The organism is Kytococcus sedentarius (genome assembly GCF_041937525.1).
Classification (GTDB): domain Bacteria; phylum Actinomycetota; class Actinomycetes; order Actinomycetales; family Dermatophilaceae; genus Kytococcus; species Kytococcus sedentarius_A.
The window spans coordinates 1,441,813-1,457,373 of sequence record NZ_CP169391.1; the positions used below are offsets into that span (position 1 = coordinate 1,441,813).

At 72.9% G+C, this 15,561-nt stretch carries 15 protein-coding genes; 6 read left to right on the plus strand and 9 right to left on the minus strand.

What is annotated here, in order from left to right; translation table 11 throughout:
- Positions 1-70: 70 nt before the first annotated feature.
- Complete coding sequence (locus tag ACEY2A_RS06720) at positions 71-1,198, minus strand: quinone-dependent dihydroorotate dehydrogenase (protein ID WP_374927829.1); 1,128 nt, start codon at positions 1,196-1,198, stop codon at positions 71-73.
- Positions 1,195-2,343 carry a mannose-1-phosphate guanylyltransferase gene (locus ACEY2A_RS06725; RefSeq protein WP_374927830.1) on the minus strand — a complete coding sequence of 383 codons (1,149 nt, stop codon included), beginning with the start codon at positions 2,341-2,343 and terminating at the stop codon, positions 1,195-1,197. Before ACEY2A_RS06725 ends, ACEY2A_RS06720 begins: the two co-directional genes overlap by 4 nt.
- A gap of 65 nt (positions 2,344-2,408) precedes the next feature.
- Between ACEY2A_RS06725 and ACEY2A_RS06730 the strand changes: the two genes are divergently transcribed.
- Complete coding sequence (locus ACEY2A_RS06730; protein WP_374927831.1) at positions 2,409-3,575, plus strand: glycosyltransferase family 4 protein; 1,167 nt, start codon at positions 2,409-2,411, stop codon at positions 3,573-3,575.
- Positions 3,576-3,590: 15 nt separating this feature from the next.
- On the opposite strand, the gene ACEY2A_RS06735 is transcribed toward ACEY2A_RS06730, so the two are convergent.
- A complete protein-coding gene (locus ACEY2A_RS06735; RefSeq protein WP_374929983.1) occupies positions 3,591-4,118 on the minus strand; it encodes a 2'-5' RNA ligase family protein in 528 nt (175 codons plus the stop codon).
- A 22-nt stretch (positions 4,119-4,140) separates the two neighbouring features.
- Positions 4,141-5,184 carry a tryptophan--tRNA ligase gene (gene trpS, locus ACEY2A_RS06740; protein WP_374927832.1) on the minus strand — a complete coding sequence of 348 codons (1,044 nt, stop codon included), beginning with the start codon at positions 5,182-5,184 and terminating at the stop codon, positions 4,141-4,143.
- A gap of 142 nt (positions 5,185-5,326) precedes the next feature.
- Here trpS and ACEY2A_RS06745 point away from each other — a divergent pair, with 142 nt between their 5' ends.
- On the plus strand, positions 5,327-6,319 hold the full coding sequence (locus tag ACEY2A_RS06745) for a malate dehydrogenase (protein ID WP_374927833.1): 993 nt from the start codon (positions 5,327-5,329) through the stop codon (positions 6,317-6,319).
- Positions 6,320-6,409: 90 nt separating this feature from the next.
- Here the strand turns inward: ACEY2A_RS06745 and ACEY2A_RS06750 are convergent, their stop codons facing one another.
- The 4 genes from ACEY2A_RS06750 to purN all read right to left on the minus strand — a co-directional run bounded on the left by ACEY2A_RS06750 (position 6,410) and on the right by purN (position 9,917).
- On the minus strand, positions 6,410-6,757 hold the full coding sequence (locus tag ACEY2A_RS06750) for a DUF3017 domain-containing protein (RefSeq protein WP_374927834.1): 348 nt from the start codon (positions 6,755-6,757) through the stop codon (positions 6,410-6,412).
- Positions 6,741-7,589 carry a bifunctional methylenetetrahydrofolate dehydrogenase/methenyltetrahydrofolate cyclohydrolase gene (locus tag ACEY2A_RS06755; protein WP_374927835.1) on the minus strand — a complete coding sequence of 283 codons (849 nt, stop codon included), beginning with the start codon at positions 7,587-7,589 and terminating at the stop codon, positions 6,741-6,743. Before ACEY2A_RS06755 ends, ACEY2A_RS06750 begins: the two co-directional genes overlap by 17 nt.
- A 73-nt stretch (positions 7,590-7,662) precedes the next feature.
- On the minus strand, positions 7,663-9,291 hold the full coding sequence (gene purH, locus ACEY2A_RS06760) for a bifunctional phosphoribosylaminoimidazolecarboxamide formyltransferase/IMP cyclohydrolase (protein WP_374927836.1): 1,629 nt from the start codon (positions 9,289-9,291) through the stop codon (positions 7,663-7,665).
- A complete protein-coding gene (purN, locus tag ACEY2A_RS06765) occupies positions 9,288-9,917 on the minus strand; it encodes a phosphoribosylglycinamide formyltransferase (RefSeq protein ID WP_374927837.1) in 630 nt (209 codons plus the stop codon). Before purN ends, purH begins: the two co-directional genes overlap by 4 nt.
- 71 nt (positions 9,918-9,988) lie before the next feature.
- On the opposite strand from purN, the gene ACEY2A_RS06770 reads away from it, so the two are divergent.
- The gene (locus ACEY2A_RS06770; RefSeq protein WP_374927838.1) at positions 9,989-10,699 is read left to right on the plus strand and encodes a prepilin peptidase; all 711 of its coding nucleotides are present in this window, start codon (positions 9,989-9,991) and stop codon (positions 10,697-10,699) included.
- Between the two features lie 123 nt (positions 10,700-10,822).
- Here the strand turns inward: ACEY2A_RS06770 and ACEY2A_RS06775 are convergent, their stop codons facing one another.
- Positions 10,823-11,707, minus strand: a complete 885-nt coding sequence (locus ACEY2A_RS06775) for a DUF2382 domain-containing protein (RefSeq protein ID WP_374927839.1) — start codon at positions 11,705-11,707, stop codon at positions 10,823-10,825.
- 291 nt (positions 11,708-11,998) lie between these two features.
- On the opposite strand from ACEY2A_RS06775, the gene ACEY2A_RS06780 reads away from it, so the two are divergent.
- The 3 genes from ACEY2A_RS06780 to rarD are packed head-to-tail and all read left to right on the plus strand — an operon-like array spanning position 11,999 to position 15,429.
- Positions 11,999-12,994 (plus strand): IS481 family transposase, encoded by a 996-nt coding sequence (locus ACEY2A_RS06780; protein WP_374927840.1) that lies wholly within the window; start codon positions 11,999-12,001, stop codon positions 12,992-12,994.
- 9 nt (positions 12,995-13,003) lie between these two features.
- Positions 13,004-14,449 (plus strand): MFS transporter, encoded by a 1,446-nt coding sequence (locus ACEY2A_RS06785; RefSeq protein ID WP_374927841.1) that lies wholly within the window; start codon positions 13,004-13,006, stop codon positions 14,447-14,449.
- Positions 14,446-15,429 (plus strand): EamA family transporter RarD, encoded by a 984-nt coding sequence (gene rarD, locus ACEY2A_RS06790; protein ID WP_374927842.1) that lies wholly within the window; start codon positions 14,446-14,448, stop codon positions 15,427-15,429. The genes ACEY2A_RS06785 and rarD overlap by 4 nt, the downstream gene beginning before the upstream one ends.
- The last annotated feature ends 132 nt before the right edge of the window (positions 15,430-15,561 follow it).

Genomic DNA, 15,561 nt, shown 5'->3' on the forward strand with positions numbered 1-15,561 from the left:
CCTCCGGCCGATCAGCCGTCCGACCGCAGGATCTCCGGCCTCCAGGGCCCGGCGACACGCCGGAGGTGCCTCAGGTCCGCGCCGCGACCCCGCTCACCAGGGCCGGCCCGGCGTAGATGAAGCCGGTGTACACCTGCACCAGGTCGGCCCCGGCCCGGTGCAGGGCCACGCCGTCCTCGGGCGTCATCACACCACCCACCCCGATGACGGGCAGGTCGCAGGCGGCGCGCACGAGGGCCACCACCTCGCGGGCGCGGGTCGTCAACGGCGCCCCGGAGACCCCACCGGGGCGCTCGGGCCCCACCCACGCCCGGTCGTCGGGCGCCAGGCCGTCCCGGCGCAGGGTGGTGTTCGTGGCGATGATGCCGGCCACCCCCTGCTCCTGGGCGATCGCCGCCGCACTGCGCAGGGCTGCGTCGTCCATGTCCGGCGCCACCTTGCACAGCACCGGCACCGGGGCGCCTCCCGCCGCCTCGGCACGCTCCCGCTCGGCAGTCACCACCCCGGCCAGCAGGCGGCGCAGCGGCTCCGGGTCCTGCAGCCCCCGCAGGCCCGGGGTGTTGGGCGAGGAGATGTTCACCGCCAGGTAGTCGGGCAGCCCCGCGGCCACCCGCACGCAGGCGGTGTAGTCGTCCAGGGCGCGTTCCAGCGGGGTGTCCTTGTTCTTGCCGATGGACAGGCCCACCGGGATGGTCAGTCCGGCCCCACGGGCCTCGCGCAGACGGCCCACTGCGGCCTCGACCCCCTCGTTCGGGAAGCCCATGGCGTTCAGCACCGCGCCGCTGGCCCGCAGCCGGTGCACGCGCGGCCGGGGGTTCCCCGGCTGCGGACGCGGGGTCACGGTGCCCAGCTCCACGTGTCCCAGGCCCAGGGCCTGCCAGGTGAGCAGGGCGATGCCGTCCTTGTCCACCCCGGCGGCCAGCCCCACCCGGTGCCCGAAGCGGATGCCGGCACACTCCACGTCGCCCCCTGCCGGGCGTCCCGGGGCCACTCCCCCGGTGGCCGCCGCCAGCAGACCCAGCAGGCCAGGCACCCGGGCGGCGGCCGCAGCCCACTGGAGCGTCGTGTGGTGGGCCGTCTCCGCATCGCCCCCACCCAGGCGGAAGAGCACCGGGCGGGCCAGGTGCTCGTAGCCCGCGCGCAGCACCTGCTCCCGGACGGCGGCGGCACCGGCCGGCTGCAGGGCACCCCCGGTCACGTGAGGTCCTCGCGCCCGATCTCGTTCAGCCGGGCCACGATCCCCTTGACGTCCTGGGCCCGCTCGCGGGTGGTCACCAGCACCGCGTCGGGGGTGTCCACCACCACGACGTCGTCCAGGCCCATGGTCACCACGGTGCGTCCCTTGGAGGTCATGACGAAGCCGGTGGCGTCCTCACCGATCACCTCACCGGCCCCGGTGGTCACCAGCCCGTCCACCTCCCGACCGGCGCCCAGCCGGCCGAGCACGGCGCCCAGGGAACCGAAGTCGCCCACGTCGTCCCAGGGGAAGTCGCCCGGCACGCACGCGACGTCGCCGGTGGCCGCCGCGGGCTCGGCCACCGCGTGGTCGATGGCGATCTTGGTCAGCGGCGACCAGAGGTCCTCCAGGCGGCGCAGGTCGTCGTCCGCGGCAATCGTGGTGAGCGCCTCCACCATGTCCGGGTGCTCACGGCCCAGCAGGTCCAGCAGCACGGTGGCCTTCACCACGAACATGCCCGCGTTCCAGCGGTACCCGCCCTCGGCCAGGAAGCGCTCCGCCCGTGCGGCGTGGGGCTTCTCGTGGAAGGCCTCCACCGCATGAGCAGAGGGGGCGCCGGTCACGTCCAGGGCCTCGCCCAGGCGGATGTACCCGAACCCGGTGGCCGGGCGCGTGGGCTCGATGCCGATCGTCACCAGCTTGCCGGTGCGGGCCACCGCCACCGCCTCGCGGACGCACGCGGCGAAGGTGTCGGTGTCGCCCACCAGGTGGTCGGCCGCGAACGAGCCGATCACCGCCTCGGGGTCGTGGCGCGCGATGATCGCCGCGGCCAGGCCGATGGCCGGCATGGACTCGCGCGGCTCGGGCTCCACGACCAGGCCGTCGGACCCCAGCCCCGGCACACCGCCACCCAGCGCCTCACCGGCCACCTGCTCGCGCACCCGGTCGGCGTGCGCCGACCCGGTCACGATGGTGAGGCGGTCGCCGGTGAGCGGGCGCAGCCGGTCGAGGGTGGCCTGGAGCATGGAGCGGCCCTCGCCGGTCATGTCCTGGAGGAACTTGGGGGCCGAGGAGCGGGAGACGGGCCACAGGCGGGTCCCAGAACCCCCTGCGGGCACGATCCCCCAGAAGCCGTCGACGGGCGGGCTGTCGGTGCCGGTGGTCATGGGGCGAAACACTATCCGGCGCGCCGGGTTGGACAACTCGCCCCGCGGGCGGCACCGTGAGGCGGGTGCGCGTCGCCATCGTCACCGAGTCCTTCCTGCCCTCCCTGAACGGGGTCACCACGAGCGTCTGCAAGGTGCTCGAGTGCCTCGCCGACAAGGGACACGAGGCCGCCGTGGTGTGCCCCCGCTCCTCCACCCTCGCACCGGAGGACCAGGTGCCCACCACCTATGCCGGTTTCCCCGTGCACCCGGTGGCCTCGGTGCCGGTGCGCAAGTTCCGGGTGGGCATGCCCGGCTACGACACCGAGGCGGTCTTCCGCGGCTTCAAGCCCGATGTGGCGCACGTCGCCTCCCCCTTCGTGCTGGGGGTCAACGCCCTGTCGGTGGCCCGGCAGCTGCGCGTCCCCACCGTCGCGATCTACCAGACGGACATGCCCAGCTACATCCGCCAGCACTCGGGCCCGGCCGGGCACCTCGCGGCGAACGCCACCTGGCGCTGGATCCGCCGCATCCACGCACAGGCCGACCTCACCCTGGCCCCCTCGCAGTCCGCCCTGGACGACCTCCGGGCCCACGACATCCCCCGCACCGCCCTGTGGGGGCGCGGGGTGGACGCCCGGCTCTTCCACCCCGACCGCAAGCAGACCGATGCGGTGCGGCGCCTCAAGGCGCAGCTCTCACCCCACGGCGAGGTGCTGCTGGGCTACGTGGGCCGCCTGGCGCCGGAGAAGGAGCTCCACCGCTTCCTGGAGCTGGCCGACCTGCCGGGCACCCGCCTGGTCTTCGTGGGCGACGGCCCCAGTCGGGACCTGCTGGGCCACCAGTTCCCCACCGCCGCCTTCCTCGGCCGGCGCGAGGGCGAGGAGCTGGCCGATGCCTACGCCGCCTTCGACCTGTTCGTGCACGCCGGGACCCGGGAGACCTTCGGGCAGACCCTGCAGGAGGGTGCGGCGGCCGGCCTCCCCGTGATCGCCCCCGCCCGTGGCGGACCGCTGGACCTCATCGACCACGGCGGCACGGGCTTCCTGTTCGACCCCGACCGCTCCGGGGACCTCCGGCACTGGGTGGACGCCCTGGTCTCGGCCCCGGACGCCGCGGCGGAGCGGGAGCGGATGGGCGCCGCGGGACGCACCGCCGTCGAGGGGCGCTCCTGGAGCGCGATGGTGGACCGCCTCATCGAGTACTACGAGCAGGTCATCCCCCTGCACGCCGGCGCGCGCCGGGTGGTGTGACGCGCGCCGCCCCCGTCAGAGGGTGCGGCAGCGGCCGGAGCCCAGCTCCCACGAGTCCAGCGGGCGCCACACCCCATCGGGTCCGGAGACGTAGCGGGTGAAGTGGTCCACCGTGAAGCTCGCTCGGAGGTCGTCCAGCTCCTCCATGGCCCGGTCCAGGGCCGCGTCGGGCACGTTGTGGGCCACCGTGACGTGCGGGTGGTAGGGGAACTGCACCTCGATGTCCAGGGGGCCGGCGTGCACCCGCTGCTCCAGCTGCTCGCACTCGGCGATGCCCCGCACCAGCGGGCAGAAGACCACGGGGGAGATGGGGCGGAAGGTCGCCGTGCCCCGCAGCTCCACCGTGAACGGCTCCGTGGCCGCGGCGGCCGCCGCCAGGTGGTCAGCCACCTCGCCGCGGGCCACACGCCGCATCGTGAACGGGGGGACCAGCGTGATGTGGGTGGGGATCAGGCGCGCCTGCTCGTCACCGAAGCCCAGCCGGGCGGCCCGGAGCTCGTCCCCCCACGGGCTCGGCACGGGGATGGCGACCCCGATGTCCATGGTCACGCCGGCACCCCAGCCCTCAGCGCCTCGTGGCCGGCAGGAAGCCCATGGCCTCGCGCGCCCGGTCCAGCACCGGGGCAGCCATCTCCCGGGCGCGCTCGGCGCCACGGGCCAGGATGCGGTCCAGCTCGGCCGGGTCCTCGAGCAGCTCGTTGGCCCGCTCGCGAGCGGGGGCCAACAGGGCCTCCACGGCCTCGGCGGTGGAGACCTTCAGCGCGCCGTAACCCTGTCCCTCGAAGCGGGCCACGAGGTCCTCGACCGACTCCCCGGAGGCCACCGCGTGGATGTTGAGCAGGTTGGTGACGCCGGGCTTGTTCTCCTGGTCGTACGCGATGACGCCGTCGTTGTCGGTGACGGCCGACCTGATCTTCTTGGTGGAGGCCTTCGCCTCCTCCAAGAACCAGAGGACGCCCTTGTCGGAGCTGGCCGACTTGCTCATCTTGCTGGTGGGCTCCTGCAGGTCCATCACCCGCGCGGACTCCTTGGTCACCCGGTACTCGGGCACCACCAGGGAGGGACCGAAGCGGTGGTTGAACCGCTGCGCGAGGTCGCGGGTGAGCTCCACGTGCTGCACCTGGTCCTCCCCCACCGGCACCAGGGCGGTGTCGTAGAGCAGGATGTCGGCGGCCATCAGCATCGGGTAGGTGAACAGGCCCACGGAGGCGTTGCCGGCCTCCTGCCGGGCGGCCTTGTCCTTGAACTGCGTCATGCGGCTGGCCTCGCCGAAACCGGTGATGCAGTTCAGCAGCCAGGCGAGCTCGGCGTGCTCGGGCACGTGCGACTGCACGAACAGGGCGGAGCGTTCCGGGTCCACCCCGCCGGCCATGAACTGGGCGGCGGTGCGACGGGTGCGCTCACGGAGCAGCTGCGGGTCCATGGGCACCGTGACGGCGTGGAGGTCCACCACGCAGAACAGCGCCTCGTTGCCGTCCTGCATCGGACCCCACTGCGCCAGCGCCCCCAGGTAGTTGCCCAGGTGCAACGAGTCGGAGGTCGGCTGCATCCCGGAGAAGACGCGGGGTGCGCCCGTGCGCTGGAAACCGGGGGTGCGATCAGGGCTCATGGGGTCATTCTGGCACTGGCCCCGTCCCACGGCGGCGCCCGGTGGCAGGGGCTGGGGCCGGACCCCACGGTGGTCGGTGCGGTGACCCGTGCCGCAGGCAGTACCGTGGGCGCAGATCCACGTCATCATCCAGGAGGTTCTCGTGACCCAGCCCGTCAAGGTTGCCGTGACCGGCGCCGCCGGTCAGATCGGCTATTCCCTGCTCTTCCGCATCGCGTCGGGAGAGCTGCTCGGCCCCGACACCCCCGTCCAGCTCCGCCTGCTGGAGATCACCCCGGCCCTCGAGGCGCTGGAGGGTGTGGTGATGGAGCTGGAGGACAGCGCCTTCCCGCTGCTGTCCGGCATCGAGACCGGTGACGACCCCAACACCATCTTCGATGGCGCCAACGTCGCCCTGCTGGTGGGCGCCCGCCCCCGCGGGAAGGGCATGGAGCGCTCCGACCTGCTGGAGGCCAACGGCCAGATCTTCACCGGCCAGGGCAAGGCGCTGAACGACAACGCGGCCGAGGACATCCGCGTGACCGTCACGGGCAACCCCGCGAACACCAACGCGCTGATCGCCATGAACAACGCGCCGGACATCCCCACCGAGCGCTTCTCGGCCCTCACCCGCCTGGACCACAACCGCGCCCTGGCGCAGCTGGCGCGCAAGGCCGGTGTGTCCACCACGGACATCCAGCGCATGACCATCTGGGGCAACCACTCGGCCACCCAGTACCCGGACATCTTCCACGCCACCATCAACGGCAGGAACGCCGCGGAGGTCGTCGACGACCAGCAGTGGCTGGAGAACGACTTCATCCCGACGGTGTCCCAGCGTGGCGCGGCCATCATCGAGGCCCGCGGGTCGTCCTCCGCCGCGTCGGCGGCCTCGGCCACCATCGACCACACCCGCACCTGGCTCACTGGCACCGCCGAGGGCAACTGGACCTCCATGGCGGTCCGCTCCGACGGCTCCTACGGCGTCCCCGAGGGCCTCATCTCGTCCTTCCCGGTGACCACGAAGGACGGCGAGTACGAGATCGTCCAGGGTCTGGAGGTCAACGAGTTCTCGCAGAAGATGATCGACAAGACCGTCGCCGAGCTCTCCGAGGAGCGCGACACTGTGCGCGCCAAGGGCCTCATCGAGGGCTGAGCAGGACCCACCGCGCCACGGCGGGCCGGCACCCCAGGAGGGTGCCGGCCCGCCGTCGCGTGTGTTGCGAGGGGAGACGCTGGATGCGACTCAGAGCTCGATGGCGCGGGACATCACCCACAGCAGCAGGGCCATGAGCGACCACATCGCCACGTCGACCCCGCGGCTGCGCAGAGCCAGTCCCCCGGCCACCCGCCGCGGCACGACCGCGCGGGCCAGGGCACCACCCGCGGCCCCGACGGCCATCACCACGATGCCGAAGCGCACCTCGTGCAGGTACACCAGGGCCAGTCCCGCCATGAGGCACACCGCCGGGAGCCACCACAGCGCCAGGTCCGCCAGCCCCTCCCCGGGGTGGATGGCCGGTCCGCGCTTGTCGCGCAGGGGCCCCGACCAACGCCCGGGAGCACCCGGTGGGGTCTCAGGCGTTCGCGTCACGCTCGGCGGCCTCCACGACGTTCTGCAGCAGCATGGCGCGAGTCATGGGGCCCACCCCACCGGGGTTGGGACTGATCCAGCCGGCCACCTCGCTGACCTCCGGCGCCACGTCGCCCACGATCTTCCCGTCCACGCGCGAGACACCCACGTCCAGCACCGCGGCGCCGGGGCGCACCATGTCGGCCGTGATCATGCCCGGCACACCGGAGGCCGCCACGATGACGTCCGCGCGGCGCAGGTGGTCGGGGAGGTCACGGGTGGCGGTGTGCACCACGGTGGTGGTCGCGTTCACCTCGCGCAGGGCGAGCATCAGCGCCAACGGACGACCCACGGTCAGACCGCGCCCGACCACCACCACCTCGGCGCCGGCCAGCGGCACGTCGTGCCGCCGCAGCAGCTCGATGATGCCGGCCGGCGTGCAGGCCCGCGGCGCGGCCACCCCGTGCACCAGCGACCCCAGGTTGTGCGGGTGCAGGCCGTCCACGTCCTTGTGCGGGGCCACCCGTGAGAGCAGCGCGAACTCGTCCAGGCCGGTGGGCTGCTGCACCAGGAAGCTCGTGACGCGGTCGTCGGCGTTGAGCTCGTCGATCAGCTCCTCCACCTGCTCCTGGGTGGCGTCCGCCGGCAGGTCGTGGCGGTAGCTGGGCAGCCCGATCTGCTGGCAGTCCTTGTGCTTGGCCCCGACGTACCACTGGCTGCCCGGGTCCTCCCCCACCAGGACCGTCGCCAGCCCCGGGGTGTGTCCGGCATCCAGGAGGGCGGCCACACGGCCGGTGAGCTCCTCCTTGATGCGTCGCAGTTGCTCTCGCCCGTCCAGGATCCGCGCCGTCATGGGTGCATCGTCCCACGGGGCCGGCCGCTCGCGCAGCACCCTCGGCGGGACGATCGCCGAGGGTGCAGTGCGCTCAGTGGGCGAAGTGGCGGGTCCCGGTGAGGTACATCGTCACGCCGGCCTCCCGGGCGGCTGCGATGACCTCCTCGTCCCGCATCGACCCGCCGGGCTGCACCACGGCGCGCACGCCCGCATCGAGCAGCACCTGCAGCCCGTCGGCGAACGGGAAGAAGGCGTCGGAGGCGGCCACCGCACCCCGGGCACGCTCGGCCCCGGCGCGGGAGACGGCCAGCTGGCAGGAGTCCACCCGGTTCACCTGCCCCATGCCGATGCCCACGCTGGCCCCGTCGCGCGCCAGGAGGATGGCGTTGGACTTGGTGGCGCGCACGGCCCGCCAGGCGAACTGCAGGTCGGCCAGCGTCGCCTCGTCGGCCGGGTCACCGGCCACGTGCTCCCACGTCCCGGCACGGTCCCCGGGCGCGTCCACCAGGTCACGCTGCTGCACGAGCAGCCCGCCGCTGATGGGGCGCAGCTCCAGTCCCTCGCGCGGGGGCGCGACCGCGGTGAGCAGCCGGATGTTCTTCTTCGCACGGAGCCTCTCGAGAGCCTCGGGTGCGAACGAGGGGGCGATCACCACCTCGGTGAAGATGCCGGCCACCGTCTCGGCCATCTGGGCGGTGACCTCGCGGTTGGCCGCGATGATGCCCCCGAAGGCGCTGACGGGATCGCACTCGTGGGCCCGCTCGTGCGCCACGGCGATGTCCGGCCCCACGGCGATGCCGCAGGGGTTGGCGTGCTTGACGACGGCCACGGTGGGCTGGTCGCCATGGTCGTGGGCGGCCCTCCAGGCGGCGTCGGCGTCGACGTAGTTGTTGTAGCTCATCGCCTTGCCGTGCAGCTGGGTGGCCCCGGCCACGCCCGCCATCGGGGCGTCCCCGGCGTGCGGCTCGCGGTACAGCGCTGCGGCCTGGTGCGGGTTCTCGCCGTAGCGCAGCGTGGCGGCCAGCTCCCAGGCCGCCGAGCGGTCCTGGGGGAATTGCGGCGCGGTCGGCGGCTGCTCGGCTCCCTGGTCGGCGCCGGCCGAGAGGCCGGCGGGCTGCGCACCCTGGTCGGCCATCCACGTCGCCACGGCCACGTCGTAGGCGGCGGTGTGCGCGAAGGCGCGGGTGGCCAGCTCCTGGCGGGCGGCGAGGTCCAGCCCACCGGAGCGCACCGCATCGAGCACCTGCGGGTAGGACGCGGGGTCCACCACCACGGCCACGCTCGCATGGTTCTTGGCGGCGCCGCGCACCATGGACGGCCCGCCGATGTCGATCTTCTCGATGACGGCCGCCCGGTCGGCACCCGAGGCGACGGTCTCCGCGAAGGGGTACAGGTTCACCACCACGAGGTCGAAACCGGACACCCCCAGGTCCTCCAGCTGGGCGCTGTGGTCCTCGCGCGTGCGGTCGGCCAGGATGCCGGCGTGGATGGCCGGGTGCAGGGTCTTCACCCTTCCGTCGAGGCACTCCGGGAAGCCGGTGACCTCCTCCACCGCGGTCACCGGCACCCCGATCGCGCGCAGGTGGGCTGCCGAGCCCCCGGAGGAGACGATCTCCACCCCGTTGTCGGCCAGGCCACGGGCGAGCTCGTCCAGGCCCGTCTTGTCATAGACGCTGAGGAGGGCGCGGCGGATCGGCCGGACGGTGTCGGTGGGGGTCATGCCCAGATGGCCTTTCGGTCGTGGAGGGTCACACCGCCGGTGGCGATGCGGGAGAGCGTGGTCACCAAAAGCTCGCGCTCGGCGACCTTGATGCGTTCGTGCAGGGTGGCCTCGTCGTCACCGGGCTCCACGCGCACCGCGCGCTGGTCCAGGATCGGACCGGTGTCGGTCCCCGCATCGACGAGGTGGAGGGTGCACCCCGTGACTGCCACACCGTGCGCGAGGGCATCACGCACGCCGTGGGCACCGGGGAAGGAGGGCAGAAGCGCCGGGTGGCAGTTGATCGTCCGCCCACCCCAGCGGTCGAGGAAGGCCGGGCCCAGGATGCGCATGAAGCCCGCGGAGAGCACCAGGTCCGGCCGGTGTGCCGACACCACCTGCGCCAGTGCCTCGTCCCAGGCAGCCCGGTCCGTGTGGTCGGCGGGTGACACCAGGGCGGTGGGCAGACCCCGGGTGGCAGCCTGGTCCAGCCCTGCGGCCGGCCGGTCGGAGACCACCGCGACCACCTCGAAGGGCGCCCCCTCGCACGCTGCGTCGAGCACCGCCCGGGCGGTCGATCCGGCTCCGGAGAGCAGGACGACCACGCGCAGGCGGTGCTGGCTGGGGCCGAGGTGGACCTGGGTCACGGGCCTCAGGGTAGCGCCGGCCCTGTGGACGCCGGCCGGCAGCCGGGCCTGCGGCTCGCTACGGTGCGGGCATGCCGATGACCTCCGCATTCCTCGCCTGTGTGACGGGGACCCTGACCCTGCTCCTGAGCGGGCGCCTGCGGGGACGGCTGGCGGCCGGCGCCCACCGACGACCCACCGACCCCCCGGGCACCGTCCCCAGGTTCGGCTGGCTCCCCTGGGTGGCCGCGGTGGGGGTCGCCGTCCCCGCCGGCCTCGCCGCGCCCCTCGTGCAGGCCGCGGCGGACGGTGAGCGACCAGCGCTGCCGGTGATGCTCCTGGGGGTGCTGGGGGCCCTGGCCGTCGTGGCCGCCGTGACGGCAGCGGCGATCGACCTGGACGTCCACCGGCTGCCCGACCGCCTCACGCTCCCGTCAGCGGCCCTCTGCCTGGCCGTGCTGACGGCAGTGGCCGTGCACCTGGGGCACTGGGGCGACCTCCGCCGTGCGGTCCTGGCGGCGGTCGGGCTCTGCCTCGGTTACGGCGTGCTGTCCTTCCTGACAGCCGGTGGCATCGGCCTGGGAGACGCCAAGCTGGCGCTGTCCATCGGCCTCCTCACCGGGTGGCTGGGCTGGGGCCCCTTCCTGCTTGCCGCCTGGGGGGCCTTCGCCGTGGGGGCGGTCGTGGCCCTGGCCCTGATGGCGGCCGGTCGCGCCACCCGGGCGACGCAGATCCCCTTCGGCCCCTCGATGGTGGGCGCGGCCTGGGCGGTGTGGGTGCTCACCCTGGTCCCCGCTGCCTGAGGACGGCGCGCTCGGGTTTCCGTGACCATCCTGGAAGCGCCACCCGGCACCCCTCGATGCGCCCCCTGGCACCAAGGAGCCCCCGCACCGGGGGGGGTGCGGGGGCTCCTCGTGGAACGCGACTCAGGCGCGGCGGTCGCCGTCCCGACGGTCACCCTCGCGACGGTCGCCGTCGCGCAGGTTCTCGTCGCCCTCCACCTCGATGCGCTCGCTGCGCACGGAGTCGGAGACCTGGACGTTCTCGGTGTGGCGCTCCTTCTCGAGGCCCACCTGCTCGACGGCCACGGTCTCCTTGGAGACGACGGGGCGCTCGCTCTCGAGACCCACCTCGACCTCCTCCTCCTGGAAGGCCTTGCCGTCGGTCGTCGCCTCGCCGTCCACCGGACGACGCACGACGTGGGCGGACTCGGTCTCGACCGGCACGCTGACGGTCTGCTCCTCCTCGTCCACGTACTTGCGCAGACGGGCGCGGCCGGTCTCCTGGCGCTCGGTGCCGACGTTGAGGCGCTCCTCGTGGCGCACCATCGTGCCGTCGGCGTCGCGGTCGGCCACGTCGGCACGGTCACGGTCCCGGTCAGCCAGGTCACGGTCCCTGTCACCCACGTGGCCCGCAGCGCCCGCGGTCCCCGCAGCGGCAGCGGCGTCGGTGCGGCCGGTGGCGTCGGTGCGGTCGGTGGCGATGCCCTCGGCGCCCTGGCCCTCCACGCCGTAGTAGCGGTAGAGCTCCTGCTCCTGCTCGACCCCCAGGTGCTCACCGGCGTCGATGCGCGGTGCGTCCTTCACCTGGTCCTTGGAGTACTGCACGGTGAGGCCGTCGTCCGTGACCGTCGCGCCGGCGAGCGGCACGAAGGACTGGGAGGTGCCGAACAGGCCCGTGTTCACGGTCGCCCACTCCGGCTCGTTGGTGCGGTCGTCGAGGTAGATCTCCTCGATCGACCCGATCTTGTCGCCGTCGACGCTGTACAGGTCACCGTCACGCAGCGTTCGGAGCTGGTCCTTGCTGATCATGCCGTTCTCCTCGTCCGGCCCCGGAGGGCCGTGGTCGTTCCCCTGTGAGGGGCTTCCCTTCCAACCTATCGGCCTGTGCCATGGGCGCAACCGGGACGAAGGGTGGTGAATCCCACTCCCACCCCCACCCCGCTCCGGGCCGACCGCCGGGGGCTCCCCGGGAGTGGAAGCGGTCCCACCACCTAGATGTGATGTCCAGGGAGGTTGTTGCGGGACTCGCTGATAGGTGAAGGCCTCCTGTTGCGAGAGTGGAGCTGTCTAAGAACCGCTTCGCGCACCCAGGAGGCCTTCATGTCCCACGCTAACGCCGCTCTGACTCCACGCGCTCGGATGCGGCTGGCCAAGCTCATCGTCGAAGAGGGGTGGCCGGTGGCCGTGGCAGCCAAGATGTTCCTGGTCTCACCACCCACGGCCCGCAAATGGGCTGCCCGGTACCGGGACGAGGGACCGGCCGGGATGACAGATCGCACCAGCCGGCCCCACGTGATGCCGACCAAGACACCACCAGCAGTGGTGAAGAAGATCGTGAAGGCCAGGTGGCGACGCCGGCTCGGCCCGGTACAGATCGCCGGCGAGCTGGGCATGCCAGCCTCCACGGTCCATGCCGTGCTCGTGCGCTGCCGGCTGAACCGGCTGGCCCGCATCGACCGGGTCACCGGTGAACCAGTCCGCCGGTACGAGCACCCCTACCCCGGGTCGCTGATCCACGTCGACGTCACGAAGTTCGGACGGATCCCTGACGGGGGTGGGCACCGCTTCGTCGGCCGGCAGCGGGGCCTGAAGCACCGTGCGGCGACGTCGGACCGGGAAGGCACCCGCGACCACCGGCACCAGCCACGACTGGGCGTGGGGCACCTGCACACCGTGATCGATGACCACTCCCGGGTCGCCTACGTCGAGGTGCACGCCGATGAACGCAAGGAAACCGCGATCGGTGTGCTGCGCCGGGCCGTCGCGTGGTTCGCCGACCGTGGCGTCACGGTCGAGCGGGTGCTGTCGGACAACGGTTCGGCCTACAGGTCCGGCGCCTGGAGCCAGGCCTGCGCCGACCTGGGGATCACCCCCAGACGGACCCGCCCGTATCGGCCGCAGACCAACGGGAAGATCGAACGCTTCCACCGCACCCTGGCCGACGGCTGGGCCTACGCCCGGCTCTACACCAGTGAGACCGAACGACGCGACGCCCTACCAGGGTGGATCCACTTCTACAATCACCACCGGGTCCACTCCGCGATCGGAGCCCCACCCGTCACCAGGCTCAACAACCTGGCTGGACATCACACCTAGACTGACCGGGTGACAGATCCCTCCCGCACCCCCTCCACCGAGACCGCGGGCTGGAAGATCCTCGCCGTCCTGCTGGTGCCGTTGTTCATGGCGCTGGTGGCCGTCTCCGTGGTGAACGTGGCACTCGCTCCCATCGGGGACTCGCTGGACGCCTCCACCTCCCAGCTGCAGTGGGTGGTCTCCGGCTACGCCCTGGCCTTCGGGGTGCTGCTGGTGCCCGCCGGCCGTCTGGGCGACCTGATCGGCCGGCGACGCCTGCTCCTGCTGGGCGTGGTGGTCTTCTCCCTGGGCTCCCTGGGTGCCGCACTGGCTCCCAGCTCGGAGCTCCTGAACGTCTCGCGCGTGGCCCAGGGCCTCGGCTCCGGTCTCATCAACCCGCAGACGATCGGCCTCATCCAGAAGCACTTCACCGGCGAGTCCCGCGCCCGGGCCTTCGCCACCATGGCCACCACCGTGGCCCTGGCCACCGCCGTCGGGCCGGTGCTCGGGGGCTTCCTCATCCAGGTGCTCGGGTCGGAGGCGGGCTGGCGGTGGATGTTCGCGCTCAACGTGCCGCTGGGGGTGGCCACGGTCGTGCTCGGCCTGCGCTGGCTCCCCGACGACAGCGCCGCCCGGGGCGCCCGCCCGGATCTCGACCCGCTGGGCACCGTGCTGCTGGGAGCGACCGTGCTGTGCGTGATGTTCCCCTTCGTGGAGCGCCGCAGCGGACTGCTGGGGTGGACACCGCTCGCGCTCGGGGCGCTGCTGCTGGTGGCCTTCCTGGCCTGGGAACGCCGCTACCACGCCGCAGGGCGGGCCCCGGTGGTGGACCTGGGCATGTTCTCCAGCGAGCCCTTCCGCAACGGCATCGGGGTGGTGTCCATCCACTTCCTGGGCGCCACCAGCATCTTCCTGGTGATCCCCCTGTGGATGCAGATGCACCTGGGCCACAGCGCCTTCGCCGCTGCCCTGGTGCTGCTGCCCGCCTCGGTGGCCGCGGGGCTCTCCGCCCAGTTCGCCGGGCGGCGCGTGCTGCGCTGGGGGCGACGCCTCGTCATCGGGGGCTTCTGCGTGGTGATCAGTGCACTGCTGCTCCTGGCCGTCCTCACCCCCTTCATCGAGGACGGGCGCCTGCCGTGGTGGACCGCCGCGTTCGCCGCCGTGCTCATCGGCCTCGGTCAGGGCAGTGTGGTCAGCCCCAACACCACCCTGACCCTGCAGGCCATGGACTCGCGCCAGGGCGGCGTGGCCGGCGGCCTGATGTCGCTCGGGCAGCGCGTGGGCACGGCCGTGGGCACCGCCCTGGTGCCGGGGGTGCTCTTCGCGATGCTGGGCGCGGGCCACTCCTGGTCGGACGCCGTCCGCGTCACCCTCCTCACCATCGTGGCCATCGCGGCGCTCGCCCTGGCGATCAGCGTGGTGGACCTGCGGCGGGAGCAGCGCGAGCGCGCCACCTCCCCGGAAGGAGTCCGATGACCTCGCAGAACCCAACCGGGACCACCGCCCCCGCGCCCGCACCGTGGGGTGTGGCCTACGGCTTCGGCGCCTACCTGCTGTGGGGGGCCTTCCCCCTGTACTTCGCGGCCCTGGCCCCCGCCGGACCGTGGGAGATCCTCGCCCACCGCGTGGTGTGGTCGTTGCTGTTCTGCCTCGTGCTGCTCACGGCGCTGCGCCAGCTGGGCGCCCTGCGCTCGCTGTTCACGCCCGCCAAGCGCGCCGTGACCATGGTGGCCGCGGGCCTGACCATCGGCATCAACTGGACCATCTACGTGGCTGCCGTGACCACTGGACACGTCACCGAGGCCGCGCTGGGCTACTTCATGAACCCGCTGGCCACGGTCATCATCGGGGTGGTCGTGCTCCGCGAGCGGCTGCGCCCGCTGCAGTGGGTGGCCGTCGCCATCGCCAGCGTCGCCGCCGTGTACCTGACCATCGACTACGGCCAACCGCCGTGGATCTCCCTGGCGCTGGCGCTGAGCTTCGCCACCTACGGCCTCATCAAGAAGCAGGTGGGAGGCAAGGTCTCGGCCGTGCACTCCCTCACCGCCGAGACGATCGCCCTGTTCCCGGTGGCCGTCGGCATCCTGGTGTGGCTCGCCCTCTCGCCGGCCGGCTCCACGGTGACCCACCAGACCTTCACCGGCCACGGCATCGACCACATGCTCTGGCTGGCCTCGGCCGGCATCGCCACGGCCATCCCGCTGCTGCTGTTCGCGGCTGCGGCCTCGCGCGTGACGCTGGTGACCATCGGCCTGCTGCAGTTCGTCACCCCCATCCTGCAGCTGCTGGTGGGCGTGACCATCATGGGCGAGACCATGCCCGTGAGCCGGTGGATCGGGTTCGGCATCGTGTGGGTGGCCCTGGTGGTGCTGATGACGGACACCATCGTCGCCGCCGGCAGGCGCCGCCGGCACGACCGGCTGGCGCGCGCCGCCACCAGCGTGTCCGGCACCTGAGCCGGGGCGGGGCGGGCCGGTGGGGGCAGGCGCGGGGCCCGCCGGGAGGTCACCGGCCGGTCACGGAGCGGTCACCCGGCGTTCACCGAACCCACACTGTGGGGCCATGTGCTCTCCCTAGGGTCGCGAATC

Excerpts from the sequence above, each read along its gene's own strand:
- ACEY2A_RS06775 (WP_374927839.1), bottom strand. The coding sequence starts at position 11,707 with ATGATCAGCAAGGACCAGCTCCGAACGCTGCGTGACGGTGACCTGTAC.
- ACEY2A_RS06770 (WP_374927838.1), top strand. The coding sequence starts at position 9,989 with ATGCCGATGACCTCCGCATTCCTCGCCTGTGTGACGGGGACCCTGACC.
- ACEY2A_RS06725 (WP_374927830.1), bottom strand. The coding sequence starts at position 2,343 with ATGACCACCGGCACCGACAGCCCGCCCGTCGACGGCTTCTGGGGGATC.
- trpS (WP_374927832.1), bottom strand. The coding sequence starts at position 5,184 with ATGAGCCCTGATCGCACCCCCGGTTTCCAGCGCACGGGCGCACCCCGC.
- rarD (WP_374927842.1), top strand. The coding sequence starts at position 14,446 with ATGACCTCGCAGAACCCAACCGGGACCACCGCCCCCGCGCCCGCACCG.
- purH (WP_374927836.1), bottom strand. The coding sequence starts at position 9,291 with ATGACCCCCACCGACACCGTCCGGCCGATCCGCCGCGCCCTCCTCAGC.
- ACEY2A_RS06780 (WP_374927840.1), top strand. The coding sequence starts at position 11,999 with ATGTCCCACGCTAACGCCGCTCTGACTCCACGCGCTCGGATGCGGCTG.
- ACEY2A_RS06735 (WP_374929983.1), bottom strand. The coding sequence starts at position 4,118 with ATGGACATCGGGGTCGCCATCCCCGTGCCGAGCCCGTGGGGGGACGAG.
- ACEY2A_RS06755 (WP_374927835.1), bottom strand. The coding sequence starts at position 7,589 with ATGACGGCGCGGATCCTGGACGGGCGAGAGCAACTGCGACGCATCAAG.